General features: G+C 59.2%; 13 protein-coding genes and 1 tRNA gene. 4 read left to right on the top strand and 10 right to left on the bottom strand.

The window, feature by feature from the left end; all coding sequences use genetic code 11:
• Nucleotides 1-47: 47 nt before the first annotated feature.
• The 6 genes from FGZ14_RS02295 to FGZ14_RS02270 form a co-directional block, all read right to left on the bottom strand.
• Complete coding sequence (locus tag FGZ14_RS02295; RefSeq protein WP_257883321.1) at nt 48-800, bottom strand: ferritin-like domain-containing protein; 753 nt, start codon at nt 798-800, stop codon at nt 48-50.
• Between the two features lie 210 nt (nt 801-1,010).
• Entirely contained in the window at nt 1,011-1,898 is an 888-nt protein-coding gene (locus FGZ14_RS02290; RefSeq protein ID WP_139920792.1) for an RES domain-containing protein, read from the bottom strand.
• A 163-nt stretch (nt 1,899-2,061) separates the two neighbouring features.
• Entirely contained in the window at nt 2,062-3,093 is a 1,032-nt protein-coding gene (locus FGZ14_RS02285; RefSeq protein WP_139920790.1) for an MBL fold metallo-hydrolase, read from the bottom strand.
• A gap of 53 nt (nt 3,094-3,146) precedes the next feature.
• Nucleotides 3,147-4,688: an HTTM domain-containing protein gene (locus tag FGZ14_RS02280; RefSeq protein ID WP_139920788.1), complete on the bottom strand. Its 1,542-nt coding sequence runs from the start codon at nt 4,686-4,688 to the stop codon at nt 3,147-3,149.
• A gap of 177 nt (nt 4,689-4,865) precedes the next feature.
• Complete coding sequence (locus FGZ14_RS02275; RefSeq protein ID WP_139920786.1) at nt 4,866-5,354, bottom strand: hypothetical protein; 489 nt, start codon at nt 5,352-5,354, stop codon at nt 4,866-4,868.
• A gap of 60 nt (nt 5,355-5,414) precedes the next feature.
• Complete coding sequence (locus tag FGZ14_RS02270) at nt 5,415-5,765, bottom strand: hypothetical protein (RefSeq protein WP_139920784.1); 351 nt, start codon at nt 5,763-5,765, stop codon at nt 5,415-5,417.
• A 432-nt stretch (nt 5,766-6,197) separates the two neighbouring features.
• Between FGZ14_RS02270 and FGZ14_RS02265 the strand changes: the two genes are divergently transcribed.
• A complete protein-coding gene (locus FGZ14_RS02265) occupies nt 6,198-6,857 on the top strand; it encodes a response regulator transcription factor (protein ID WP_139920782.1) in 660 nt (219 codons plus the stop codon).
• 63 nt (nt 6,858-6,920) lie between these two features.
• On the opposite strand, the gene FGZ14_RS02260 is transcribed toward FGZ14_RS02265, so the two are convergent.
• The 3 genes from FGZ14_RS02260 to FGZ14_RS02250 form a co-directional block, all read right to left on the bottom strand.
• On the bottom strand, nt 6,921-7,802 hold the full coding sequence (locus FGZ14_RS02260) for a cyanophycinase (protein ID WP_139920780.1): 882 nt from the start codon (nt 7,800-7,802) through the stop codon (nt 6,921-6,923).
• A gap of 92 nt (nt 7,803-7,894) precedes the next feature.
• Nucleotides 7,895-8,389, bottom strand: a complete 495-nt coding sequence (locus FGZ14_RS02255) for a ferritin-like domain-containing protein (RefSeq protein ID WP_139920778.1) — start codon at nt 8,387-8,389, stop codon at nt 7,895-7,897.
• A gap of 454 nt (nt 8,390-8,843) precedes the next feature.
• Nucleotides 8,844-8,919 (bottom strand) — tRNA-Lys (locus tag FGZ14_RS02250).
• Nucleotides 8,920-9,118: 199 nt separating this feature from the next.
• Here FGZ14_RS02250 and FGZ14_RS02245 point away from each other — a divergent pair.
• Nucleotides 9,119-9,718, top strand: coding sequence for a hypothetical protein (locus FGZ14_RS02245; protein ID WP_139920776.1), 600 nt, complete (start codon nt 9,119-9,121; stop codon nt 9,716-9,718).
• 51 nt (nt 9,719-9,769) lie between these two features.
• On the opposite strand, the gene FGZ14_RS02240 is transcribed toward FGZ14_RS02245, so the two are convergent.
• The gene (locus FGZ14_RS02240; protein ID WP_139920773.1) at nt 9,770-10,576 is read right to left on the bottom strand and encodes an SDR family oxidoreductase; all 807 of its coding nucleotides are present in this window, start codon (nt 10,574-10,576) and stop codon (nt 9,770-9,772) included.
• Between the two features lie 219 nt (nt 10,577-10,795).
• Here FGZ14_RS02240 and rlmD point away from each other — a divergent pair, with 219 nt between their 5' ends.
• A complete protein-coding gene (gene rlmD / locus FGZ14_RS02235; protein WP_139925987.1) occupies nt 10,796-12,151 on the top strand; it encodes a 23S rRNA (uracil(1939)-C(5))-methyltransferase RlmD in 1,356 nt (451 codons plus the stop codon).
• Between the two features lie 86 nt (nt 12,152-12,237).
• Entirely contained in the window at nt 12,238-12,636 is a 399-nt protein-coding gene (locus FGZ14_RS02230) for a hypothetical protein (RefSeq protein WP_139920771.1), read from the top strand.
• Nucleotides 12,637-12,643 lie beyond the last annotated feature (7 nt).

Genomic DNA, 12,643 nt, shown 5'->3' with positions numbered 1-12,643 from the left:
TAAAGGGGGGGTAGGAAAACAGTAGTGCAAATCGCGGAAGCCGTGGCCTAGCTGAAGCTGTTGGCGCTCAGCTTGGAGCCAGCTTTCAGGAACTGGTTGGCAACGCTAAGCACTTGCTGCGGCCGCAGCGACTTTTCTCTGCCCGTGCCCGTGCCCGCACCCGGAGCCGAGGTATCGGAGGTGGGCGTGAACAGATCCACTACATCGCCGGCCACGAAGCTGTTGTACTGGCGCAGGTCGCGGATAAGGGCAGCGTGGCGGGCTTCAACCGATACAATTTTGCCAGCCAGCACCAGGTTGGCGGCCGACGTGATAAAGCGACCAGCGCCGTTGTAGGCGGCTACCCCCAGATCCTCAAATGCCTGGGCATTCGTGAGCACGCTGTTGCGGTCATTGAAGTTGATGCCACCAAACTCAGGCTCCAGAGCCTTAATAGCATTGGTGTTAAGGGCTGCGCGGAAGAAATCGGCGTGGGCCTTCTCGTGCAGGGCCAGATCATCCAGAATCTGTTTCTCGGCGCTGTTAGCACCCAAGCCTTTGTAATAGTCGCCGTTTTTAATCTGGGCATAGAAGGCGGCCTCCAGCTGTTCCAGGGCGTAGGCGTAGTTCAGAATGCCGGTGTCGCCGGAGCCTACATCGAGCAGGTTATCATTGACATTGTCGGAGTCGTCGTCGCAGCTGGTCAACAGCAGTCCGCCCAGGGCGAGGCTGGCACCCGTATAGCGAAGGAAAGCACGGCGCGGTACCCCCGCCGGAGTGGAGGCCGACTCAGGAGTCTGGGAAGGGGAATTTGTCATCATAGTAAGAAGCGGGTAACAGAGTGAAACACGCCCCGTTGTACGCCACTACCCCAGAAATTACCCTCCTATTCAATCAAAATACGTGTTTGTTTCAAGTAAACACGTATTAATACGTAGAAATAGATAAAAAAATATTAGCATTTACCTATTGTTCTAATCATCTGACAGCCTGGTTCATCCTTGAGTCAGGCGCCTACCTTGTTCTGCAGATTACTCAGCAGGATTCCACTCCCCGTTGCCCCCCAGGTAGTAGATGGAACTGCGGCCGGCTTCGCGTAGAACCCAGTTTCCGAGCTGGCCCAGCCAGAGCAGGCGGCCAGCCTCATCAAAACGGTTGGCAAAGTCGAGGGAGCAGACATCCAGGGTTTCGACCCCAACCTGATTCACCCGCAAATGCTCCACGTACTGCAGCGTCAGCTTTCCCGTATCCAGGCAGCTGGGGTGCAGGGCCAGGTTGTGGGCCGGCGAGGTCATGGCCGCCGACGGATACAGCAGCCCATCAAAGGCAGTTCCCAATTCACAGGCCTCCGCTACGGCCACTGAAAGCCGGTAGTGGTGGCTGTTGTGCTCTGAAACCGGCTTGGTAAACACGCGCGTCAGGAAAGCCGCTACTAGGCGGGCTGGTTCGGGCAGGGACGCACGGGCCTGCCCCAGCACCTGGTTCCGGTCGGAGTGCGGGTCGTCGGCGCACTGGTCGGGCTCGTGGAAGCTCACCAGCCGCAGGGGCTGCCGACTGATCCAGCGGCTGATAACAATCAGGTCATCGGGCTGCACGCCTGCCTCGAAAAAAGGCGGGTGCCAGGTGGCACTGGCATAAAACATGGGCTGTCCCGCCCGGTTGGCCCGCTGGTCATACTGCACCCGCTCGGCCGGCGGGTAGGAAACCTCCGACCAGTACACGGGCGGCTCCTGGCGCACTACCCCCCGATACAACAGGATTCCGGCCGGAAGCTCCAGGCACCGCACGGGGTGGTCGGTAAGCAGCCGACGGACGCGCCCGGTCAGCTCCGAAATGGAGTGCCGCCGTAAACACAGGTGTCGCAACGCCATCAGCTGTCGGCGCACGTTGGTTACATCACGAAGCAGGGAGAAAGTCATGGGTGGGGAACGTATAACCTGTATAGCCCCGCCCTACCCCGCGGGAAGGCGGCGGAGAGCGGGGCTGCTGGCAGATGAAATCAGGTGGCGGCGGGTGAGCACCGGAATAGCGCGGCCTACCCTCGCAAGAGGGTTCTGCGTTCCGGCTCACCCACCAAACGAGTTACCGGGCCTCGGGGCGGCGGTACGCCCGGGGAGAGGCCTCGTACGCGGTTTCGGGAGGGACGGAGCGGCGGGCCCGCAGCCAGTACAGCCCCCCTAGCAGGGCTACCCCGGCCCCTATAGCCCACAGCGGTACCTGGCGCTCGGGGGCTGGCGGTAGGTACACCACGCCGGTAGCATCGGCGGTGGCCGGGCGACCTACGTAGCGGCCCTGGGCGGGCACGGCCAGCTCTTCAAACTCCTGGGCCAGGCGGCTCAGCTCGCGCTGCAGCACCTCGCCCTGCATCGGAATCCCATGGCCCGTGGCGGCTATCATGGGCTGTAGCTCGGCTAGCATGGTTACTGACTGGTGCGCTGCGGGCCAGTCGGGGGTGAAGTAAGCGGGCGGACCGTTTACCTCCTGCCGCTGCTGCCACACGGCAATAGCCGATTCCTGCTTGGTTGTCACGAAGGCATCGCCGGCCAGCAGCAGGCGGTCCTGCTCACGGTAAAAGGATACGTGACCAGGTGTATGGCCCGGGGTAAATAGCCAGCGCCAGCCCGGCAGGTGGGGTACCGTGCCGTCGGCAGGCAGGGGCTGCACCCGGCTGCCCAGGTTCAGGGGCGCTTTCGGGTACAGAAACGACATGGCCGCCATGGCTCCGCCGCCCACCGTGGGGTCGGGCGGGGGGTAGGCAGAAAGGCCGGTGAGGTAAGGCAGCTCCAGCGAGTGGGCGTACACGGTTACATTGGGCCAGAGCTTGAGCAGGTGGGGCAAGGCCCCTACGTGGTCGAAGTGCCCGTGGGTGAGCAGGATGGCCGCGGGTGGGTTGCCGGCCCCGAACAGGTATTCGGCGGCGTGCTGGGCCTTGGTGCCCGAGCCGGGCAGGCCGGCATCTACCAACACCCAGGAAGTGGTAGGCTGCTCCTGAGCCCGCACGTAGTAGAGGTTGGTGAATACGTCACGCCGCCCCCAGATGCCGGGTACTACCGGGAACAGGGCCGGTGTGCTGGCGCGGTTTACAGTGGTTTTTTCTTCTGATGATTCCGTCATGAGCGGGAGAGAAATTAAGGGTGAGACAAATCAGAGCTGCAAGGCAAGCACCCTCATTGGGAAGCCGGGGAAGCGGCCGGCGCGCAGCCGCACAGCACCTCGCGGGTAGGCCCCGCCACTTTGTAATCAGGCAACGACACTTCCTTCATATAAATAACCTCTAGCTGACGCAGCGGCGGATGCGTGGGGTCTTCGTGCCAGATGCGCAGCAGGTAGTTACAGTAGTAGGGCCGCATATAGGAGTTATCCACGAACAGATAATTCTCGGAGTACTTGCGCCACCGGTCGTTGCGGAACAGGGACACCACAGAGGCTGGCTTGCGGTAGGTGGTGGGTCGGCCCTGCTGATTCAGGTCCACGTGCTGGCCGGTGGTGGTAGTCCCATCCAGAATGTACCAGCCGTCATCCTTGAACACGGAGGGAGCAAACATTCCCCAGTGCTGGTCGGTCCGAATCAGGTACCCCAGCCACCGCATGGAGGGTCGCATGGCCCACTCGGGGCGCACTATGCTGTCGAGGTTCCACCAGCACACGTAGGCCAGCAGCCCCAGCACCAATCCTTCGCGGGTGGAGCGGAGCAGCGTACGGGCGCCGGCCGAAAGCTCGACAGACGTTTCTATGCGCAGCCTTACGGCACTGCCCAGCCCCGCCAGGCGCCCACCCCAGGGCTGGCGCAGGCGCACCGCTACTCGGGGGCCGAGGCGCTGGTAGGCAGGCACCAGCCGCCGCTCCAGCCAATCCATGGCATTGCCGGGCAGCAGACCCAGCACGGAGGCCATGTTGATCAGGAAAAACAGCCCCACGAATAAGGTCAGGCTTATGCCTAGATGAAACCCGTACATCACCCCCACAAACAGCAGGCGCCACACCGGCACCCGCCACGGAATGAACAGCACGAAGGGCAGCAGTAGCTCAGTATAGAAGGTAACCCAGGTCAGCACCCGCATCAGGTTCGGATGCGGGTACAGCAGCCGGCCGCCGGGCATCAGCACCTGGTCGAGGCTCAGGGCATAGTACAGGGCGGTGCCCTGCTCGCGCCACTCGGGGCTGTTCTTGAGCAGGGCCGTGCACCAGTACACCAGCGCCAGCTGCACCACATACGCCAGCGTGGCAGCACTGGCGTACACCATGGTTTCGGGCAGGGGCTTGCGGCGGGAATCCAGGGAGTACACCCGGCCCCAGGGCAGGAAAAAGCCCCAGAACAAGAGCATCCGGAGTAGGTCGTCGCCACCCTGCAGAATCAGCGGGTTCCGGTTTTGCACCGACACCAGCAGTACCCAGGAAACCAAGGTCATCAGCCGGGTCCGGTAGCCTAGAAGCAGCGCTATGGCGGCGGCGGCGGCCAGACAAAATAATACGGCCTGCACCTGCCAGAGGCCACTGCTGGCATGCAGAGAAAACTGGTAGGGCGTCCAGTTGTACTGGAGCAGCACGGGCAGCGGCAGCACGCCCATGTTGGCATAGTGGGCCTCCAGATCAGTGCTTCGGATACCGATATCCAGGAGCAGAACACAGGCTACTGCGGCCCGCAATAGGGCCAGGGCACGCAAATCTACTTCAAAGGGGCGCCGCAACACCGAGTACAAAGCTGGCATGCCGTATCCGGACAGAGGAAGGAAAGGGTCAAAGAATTACGATGAACTGGCGGAGCACCACGGCGCTCCCCAGCATAATCATACCGAGCCTGATAGGGGCCTGAAAAACTACCTCCAGCACAGGGCCAGGGCTTCAGGCCTCCTATCAGGCTCGGAAATAACTAACGCTCAGGCTGCTTAGCGGGTAGTGCTGCCGCTGGTGCTACCCGAGGTGGTGCCGCCGCTGGTAGTACGGCCCGAACCGGAAGTGGTGCGGGTAGAGGACGACTTTTTCTTGTTGGTCATGCGGCCGGAGCCCGAAGTAGAACGGCCGGAAGCCGAGGTAGTGGAGCCCGACGTCATGGTGCCGGAGGTAGAGCCGGAGCCCGACATGCTGCCCGAGGTCATGGAGCCTGAAGTAGAGCCGCCCGACGTCATGGTGCCGGTTGTGCTGCCCGAGGTCATGGTGCCTGAGGTAGAACCGCTGGTGGTGCCTCCTGAGGTCATAGAGCCACTGGTGCTACCTGAGGTGCTGCCGCTTGTGGTAGTGCCGCTGGTGCTGCCACCGCCCGTGCCACTAGTGGTACCCTGGTCAATAGTGTTGGCGGTCGAGGTTGCTTCAATGCCAGCCGTAGCAACAAAGGCGGCCATAAGGGCGGTGCCGAGGAAAACAGTTACTTTTTTCATAGCGCAGAAAGAGTGGATGGTTGGGAAAAGAAAAGTGCTGGTTGAATGGTTGGCAGCCAGTTACTGGCCACCGGTAGTGGAGCCCGTACTGCCCCCGGAACCAGAGGTAGTGCCCGCGCTGCCGCTGGTGGTACCCACCGGAACCGTGGTTTCGGGCGAGCCGGCCCCTTTGGTTTCATCGGGCCGCGACTGGGCGTTGTTTTCACCAGCCTGGGTGCCGGCCGTCAGCGAATCGGAGGTAGCGTCGGGGTAACCGTTGATATCGGCGCTGCCGTTGCTGTCCACGTCGCCACTGGCTTCCGTGCTGGCTTCGGTGTTGGCATCACGGCCTTTATCGCCGTTGCAGCCCGTCAGGCTGAGGCCGGCGCCAATCAGGATAGCGGCCAGCCAGGATGTGCGTGCTTTAAACATAGAATGTAGTCAGAAGTAAGAAAAAGCAGATCAGGAGTCTGACCGTCTTTCGCCAGAAAACAGCGCAGCGACAGGCGCCACGCATTTTCCCTTGGCTATACGGACAAACTTTCCCGGCAAGTGAAGATCCTGGAAAGAATTAATACGGGTTTTACCGGAAAAAACACGGATGTAACTAATACGGAGCCGCACCGGTGGCCGGCTATAATCCAAATGAAAAACTCTGCCAGCGTTACCGATACGCTCCGAACGGCCTTACCTTGAGCCGGCAACCTGCGTATGTAAAAGCACTGGTTTGCACTGGCCAGCGTAGTAGCCGGGCTGGCTTTGGCCCCTGGGTCGTCAGTTCCGCCGCTGGCGCTACTAGCAGCAGGTTCGGCGGGCAGCCTCCGCGCCGGCAGCTTTTGCTCATCTGGTTTAATTTGCGCCGTTATGACACAAGTTATTTTGGTCGATGACCACACCATTCTGCGCGAAGGCCTGCGGGCAGCACTGGCACCGGAGCCTGACCTAACGGTAGTAGGCGTAGCCAGTAATGGGCAGGAACTGCTGGATATGCTGCCCGCTACCCCTGCCGATGTGGTAGTGCTGGATATGAATATGCCGGTGCTGGATGGGCTGGCCACTACCCGCCGCCTGCGGGAGGAGTTCCCGGACGTGCGGGTTCTTATTTTGTCGATGGTGAGCCACGAACGCAACATCGCGCAGGTGCTGGATGCCGGTGCCAGTGGCTTCGTACTCAAAAGCGTCGATAAGGCCGAAATTGTCCTCGCCATCCAATCGGTGGCCGCCGGCAGGTCTTACCTGTGCAGTGAGTTAGGCCTTGCTATGCTGCGCAAAGTATTGAACCAGACGGGCGGCAACGGCGACGAGCCCTCTATGAAAAAGCAGGGCGACTTATCGAACCGGGAGCGGGAGGTGCTGCAGCTTATCGCCGAAGGCCTGACTACCAACGAAATAGCCGAAAAGCTATTCACCAGCAAGCGCACCATCGAAACTCACCGCCAGAACATTATCGAGAAAACTCAGGTCAAGAACACGGCCGCTCTGATCAAATATGCCATGGAAAACGGCCTGATCAGGGGGACATAACTCCCCCCCTAATCAGGCCGCGCGCAGCTGTGTGCCTTGGTATAGCGCTATGTAAGCCGCAGGCTAGGCATACAGGCGCGGCTGAATGGGCAGCGTGTACTGCTCGCCAGAGGCCAACAAATGAATTTCCATACCGCGCAGCGTAAAAGGAGTGTTGGGCGCTATTTCATGGATGTTAGTTGTGCTGCACGAGCGCGCATCCAGAATCACGACCGAGCCACTGCCCAATACCTCCAGCTCCCTACCCTCCGTCACGAGCACAGCCGTATCTTCTTCCAGGCCCATGCCCACGCAGGCCGGATTGGTTGCCAGAATCTGCGCCATCCGGATGATGCGGCTCCGGGCCACAAAGTGGGTGTCCACGGCTACATCGTGCAGAAATTCCAGGCCAGTGGTAATATGGATTTCACCCTTTAGCATGCCGGCATCGTTGCGGCCCTGGTAAATCATGGGAGTGCTCATGGCCGTGGCGCCCGCACTGGTTCCGGCAATAATAAACTCGTCGTTGGTGTGGCGCTCCTGTAGCCGGTGCTGCAGGTAAGTGCCGCCCAGCAACGCCGTCAGCCGCAGCTGATCGCCACCGGTAAATAGCACGCCCCCAGCCTCATCCAGGATGCGCAGCCGGTCCTCGTCGTTGGCATCCTGGCGGGTTTTAATGTTCAATACTTCAATTGGCGGCCCATCCAACCGCTTGAAGGCCCGCACATAGTCCTGAGCGGCTTCTTCGGGCACTTCCGAAGCCGTCGGAATTACAATCAGCGGTCCGCGACTGCCAATCTCGTCGGCCAGGCGGCGCAGAATAGTCTCAGGTGCGAAGTTTATATTCTTGGCGGCCTGCTCATCCTCGTCAGGGGCATCTCCCTTGTGCTCGTGGCCTCCAATGAGCAGGAGCTTACCTTTCGGGACGGGGCAGGAAGTAGTGGAAGTGCGTTTTTTTGTGGCCATGAATCAGAAGACAAGTGAGTAATACGCCCCAGAAAACACCGGCTTAGCAGGCGTTTCCTGGGGCTCCAGGTTACTGCGTAGTCGCAACGGGCTTATTCAGCCTTGGCGTTGATGTAGTTTTTAGCCAGCTCATTGAGCTTGGTATCCGTGTGCTGCTCCTCGCTGAGGGTTTGCTGCAGCAACCGGGCTATTTCCTGGTGCCCCAGGCGCTCGGCGTAGTGGGCAGCCGTGCCGTAGCCCGAGATTTCATAGTGCTCGATGCGCTGAGCGGCGGCAATCAGGGCGGCATCCATTACCTCATCGGTAGCCCGCTCCGACATGGTTTCCTGGCCTTCGGCAATCAGCCCTTCCATGGCTTTGCAGGTATGCCCTCCCAGGTCCAGGCCCAGCGTCTGCCCGATTTGCTCGAGCCGGTCCACCTGCTTTTCGGTTTCGCGCAAGTGGGTTTCGAATCCTTGGCGCAGGCGGCCGTCCTTGGCTTTGCTGGCCATTTTGGGCAGGGCTTTCACCAACTGGCTTTCGGCGCTGTATAGGTCTTTGAGCTGCATTTCCAGCAAGTCATCGAGGGTTTCAAGTTTGTCGAACATAGTGGTAGGATAAGGGAACAAAAATTCAGCCCCGTGGACTGATGCCCTATCCATACGACCAAGCCGAGCCCTGTGTTAAAGTCGAGCTACATGTTCAGGGCAACTCCGGGCGCGGCAGTTTCAGGGCGTGGCCCGCGCAGATGGGCTTTTGTAGGCCATATGAGATTACCCGGGAGATTTATACGGAGCAAAAACCCGTGTTTTCAACTGGCTGGGTACTTTCTACTACCCATCGACCTGCCAGCAGCCCAGCTTAAAACAGAGTTACCAGCCTATTATTTTCCGACCGGCCATCTGCACCTGCTACTCTAGCATCAGAGGGCAATAATGGGGCAGGCGCTTTAAGCTTGTCTATAAAGAATTCATAATCAAGCTTCGATAGCCTGCGACAATAGTTGCCTTAGCAGAAGCGCATACAAAAAAGCCCCGTCGGCTAGGTGCCGACGGGGCTTTGTGGTGATTCCGCTGGGATTCGAACCCAGGACCCATACATTAAAAGTGTATTGCTCTACCAGCTGAGCTACAGAATCATTTGTTTTCTTTGCAAACGGCGAACGTTTTTCGCTGATTGTGGCACAAAAGTAGAGGCCTAAATTTAATCGTGCAACTGTTTTGCTGAAAAAAGTCCTTCTTTTTTTCCTTTTCCTGTCACCTTTATTTCAAGCTGCTCAGGCCCAAAAAGTTACTTCAGAGCTTCTGCACGCCGATTCTTTGTTTGAAGCGGGTAATGTGGAGCAGGCTTACCCGTTATACCGCCGGACCCGGCACCAGGAGGGGCTGCAATCGGCGCGGCAGTTGCTGCGCATGGCTTACGTGCAGGAAGGCCTGGGCCACTACCCGGCTGCTCTGTACTACCTGAGTCTGGCCCAGGCCTGGCAACCGCGCCACGCTACCTGGGCGAAAATGGTGGAGCTGGCCCAGGAGCATCGGCTGACGGGCTACCCCAACACCTGGCGGCAGAACCTGGCCATTACGGTGCAGCGCTACTACTACCGCCTGCTTCAGGGGCTGCTGGTACTGGCCGTGGCAGGCGGCACCCTGCTACTGGTGCGCCGCCGCACCGCCGACCGGGCCTGGTGGGCTACCTACGCCATTTACCTGGTAGTAGTGGGCTTGTATCTGAATCTGTTTGGCCCGGCGCGGGTGGGGTTGGTAGCCCGGCCGCGGGCCCCGCTTATGGCCGGGCCAAGCGCGGGCGCGGCCTGGCTTACTACCGCCGCCGCCGGCGACCGGTTTGAAGTGCGCGGCCGCCAGGATATCTGGTACCGGGTGCAGTGGCAGGGCCGCGACGCCTACATCCGGCGCCCCGATTTGCTGCTGGTAGAATAAGTAAAAAGCCCGCGCCATTCTGGCGCGGGCTTTTTACTTAAATGGGTTGCGCTACAGCGTGAAGTCTGGCTCTTCCTTGCGGAAGTGATTCAGCACCAGCTTATCAGCCAGGCCGGGCAGCCACTTGTTTAGGAACACGGTCAGCTTGCCCTGCCCGGTCAGCACCAGGTCGCGGCGGCGCTGCTGCACGGCTTGTACTAAGTGGTCGGCCACTTCTTCGCTGCTCATCATCTGTTGCTCGTTGCGCGGCGATTCGCCCTGGGCCGAGCCATCAGCGGCCAGAGCCACATTGCGGATGTTAGAAGCCGTGAAGCCGGGGCAGGCCAGCAGTACGTGTACGCCCTGGGGGAGCAGCTCGGTACGCAGGGCCTCCAGAAAACCGTGCATGGCAAACTTGGAAGCTGAGTAGCCCGTGCGGCCGGGCAGGCCCCGGTAACCGGCTATGCTGCTAATACCTACAATGGAACCCTTTGCCTGCGTAATGTGGGGTAAGGCGAACTTGGTGGTGTACACCGTACCGAAGAAGTTGGTTTGCATCAGCCGCCGGATTACGTCCAGGTCGGCGTCGCGGAACAGGGCCCGCATGCTGATGCCGGCGTTGTTAATCAGGATATCCAACCGGCCGAAAGCGGCTACCACTTCCTGCACAGCCCGCTCTGAGTCGGCCTCTACCCCCACATCGGCCCGGATAGCCAGATGCTCCACGCCCAGGCCCGCCAACTCGCGGGCGGTATCCTGCAGGCGCGCTTCGTCGCGGCCAGTAATGGCTACGCGGGCCCCGGCCCGCCCGAACGCCAGAGCGGTGGCCCGGCCAATGCCGGAAGTGCCGCCCGTAATCAGTACAACTTTATTTTTCATGAGGGGAAAGTAAGGCTTGTGCTCCTGGTTGGGAGGCGGCAAAACTACGGCAATTTCCGGCAGCCCAAACGCGGCTGCCCCGCCTGACTATCCACCCCTACCCCACGAAATCCAGGCAAGCCGCTGAATCCGTCTGAATCCGTGATTACCTTTGCCGACGTGAGTAAAGCAGCTAAAAAAATCCCGGCGGAGGCGCTCCGCAACATTGAGATTCAGGACATGGTGGCCGAGGGCAAGTGCATTGTCCGCCACGATAACCTCGTCATTTTCGTGACCCAGGTAGCCCCCGGCGACGTGGTGGACCTGCGCGTGACCCGTAGTAAAAAGAACTTCCTGGAGGCCGTCCCCACGCACTTCCATAAGTACTCAGAGCTGCGCGTGACACCTTTCTGCGAGCATTTTGGGGTGTGCGGGGGCTGCAAGTGGCAGCACATCGGCTACGATACCCAGCTCCGCTTCAAGCAGCAACAGGTAGAAGACACCCTGCAGCGCATTGGCAAGGTGGAGATTCCGGCGGTGCTGCCCATTCAGGGCTCCCCCTCCCAGACCTACTACCGCAACAAGCTGGAGTACACCTTCAGCTTCATGGGCTGGCTGACGGAAGACCAGATTAAAGACGAAACCACCCAGTACGACCGGCGCGTGCTGGGCTTCCATACGCCCGCCCGCTTCGATAAGATCATCGACGTAAACCACTGCTGGCTGCAGCCCGACCCCAGCAACCAGATTCGTCTGGCCATCCGCGACTACGCCCGGGAAAACCAGCTGCGCTTCGGCAATATCATTAAGCAGACGGGCCTGCTGCGCAACCTGATTATCCGCACGGCGGCCAGCACCGGCGAGCTGATGGTGATTCTGCAGTGCTACCGCCAACACCAGGCCATTGAGCCCCTGCTCGACTACATCTACGAGCGGTTCCCGCAGATTACCTCCCTCAACTACGTGCTTAACGACAAGGGCAACGAAACCTTCCACGACCTGGAGGTGGTGTGCTACAAGGGCAAGCCGTACATCGAGGAGGAAATGGAAGGTCTGCGCTTCCGGGTGGGGCCGAAGTCGTTCTATCAGACCAACTCGGAGGGCGCCTATAACCTCTACAAAATTACCCGCGACTTCGCCCAGCTCACCGGCACCGAGCTGGTGTACGACCTCTACACCGGGGCCGGCACCATCGCCAACTTCGTGGCCCGTCAGGCCAAGCACGTAATCGGGGTGGAGTACGTGGAGCAAGCCGTGGCTGATGCCCACGTCAACTCCGAAATCAATGGCACCACGAACACCGAGTTCTACGCCGGCGACATGAAGGACGTGCTCAACGCCGAGTTCATCGAGAAACACGGCCGCCCCGACGTGGTTATCACCGACCCACCCCGCGCCGGCATGCACGAGGACGTAGTAGCCCGCCTGCTGGAAATGCGCGCCCCGCGCATCGTGTACGTGAGCTGCAACCCCGCCACCCAAGCCCGCGACTTAGAGCTACTCGACGCTGCCTACCAAGTGGTGAAAGTGCAGCCCGTAGATATGTTCCCCCACACCCACCATGTAGAGAATGTGGTACTGCTAGAGCTGAAGTGAGATCTATGAGTTTTCAGCTTCAAATAGCGACTACTGAACTAGACAACAAAGCGTTCGAGTGTTTCCTTAACAGCATAGCTAACTGTGTGTTTATAATTGAATATGCTACGGAGCAAGAAGGTTTATTTGTAAAAACCGCTCCTACTGAACCAATTAACACGTTCTATATCTGGAATAGTTTTTTTGATTGGCAGCCTGAGTTTGCTCAAATAAAGCAAACCAATCAATACTATATAGCTAATATGGCTAACGCACCACTAATTCAATTCAGCAAAAGCAACTTATTAACAAATAAATTTGGTAGAATTTATTGGTCGAAAAACTTATTATCTAATTCTATGGAGTACGATTTGCAGGAGTTCGAAAAATTTTATAAGCAAGTTGCTAATTGGATCAAGCGGCATTCTGCAGGCAAAACAAAGTACGCAGGTATTAACACCTATTTTTTACCTGATGCTTGGCACAAGCACACGATTGCCAGGTAACAATTGT

It is taken from the genome of Hymenobacter sp. DG01, from assembly GCF_006352025.1.
In the GTDB taxonomy this organism is placed as follows: domain Bacteria; phylum Bacteroidota; class Bacteroidia; order Cytophagales; family Hymenobacteraceae; genus Hymenobacter.
The sequence above is the reverse complement of the archived record's forward strand: the minus strand, read 5'-3'. Positions and strand labels throughout refer to the sequence as shown.

Bases quoted from the DNA above. Each gene is read 5' to 3' on its own strand.
- FGZ14_RS02280 (WP_139920788.1), bottom strand. From the start codon at position 4,688: ATGCCAGCTTTGTACTCGGTGTTGCGGCGCCCCTTTGAAGTAGATTTG.
- FGZ14_RS02260 (WP_139920780.1), bottom strand. From the start codon at position 7,802: ATGGCCACAAAAAAACGCACTTCCACTACTTCCTGCCCCGTCCCGAAA.
- FGZ14_RS02295 (WP_257883321.1), bottom strand. From the start codon at position 800: ATGATGACAAATTCCCCTTCCCAGACTCCTGAGTCGGCCTCCACTCCG.
- FGZ14_RS02290 (WP_139920792.1), bottom strand. From the start codon at position 1,898: ATGACTTTCTCCCTGCTTCGTGATGTAACCAACGTGCGCCGACAGCTG.
- FGZ14_RS02275 (WP_139920786.1), bottom strand. From the start codon at position 5,354: ATGAAAAAAGTAACTGTTTTCCTCGGCACCGCCCTTATGGCCGCCTTT.
- FGZ14_RS02270 (WP_139920784.1), bottom strand. From the start codon at position 5,765: ATGTTTAAAGCACGCACATCCTGGCTGGCCGCTATCCTGATTGGCGCC.
- rlmD (WP_139925987.1), top strand. From the start codon at position 10,796: ATGGTGGCCGAGGGCAAGTGCATTGTCCGCCACGATAACCTCGTCATT.
- FGZ14_RS02265 (WP_139920782.1), top strand. From the start codon at position 6,198: ATGACACAAGTTATTTTGGTCGATGACCACACCATTCTGCGCGAAGGC.
- FGZ14_RS02240 (WP_139920773.1), bottom strand. From the start codon at position 10,576: ATGAAAAATAAAGTTGTACTGATTACGGGCGGCACTTCCGGCATTGGC.
- FGZ14_RS02255 (WP_139920778.1), bottom strand. From the start codon at position 8,389: ATGTTCGACAAACTTGAAACCCTCGATGACTTGCTGGAAATGCAGCTC.
- FGZ14_RS02285 (WP_139920790.1), bottom strand. From the start codon at position 3,093: ATGACGGAATCATCAGAAGAAAAAACCACTGTAAACCGCGCCAGCACA.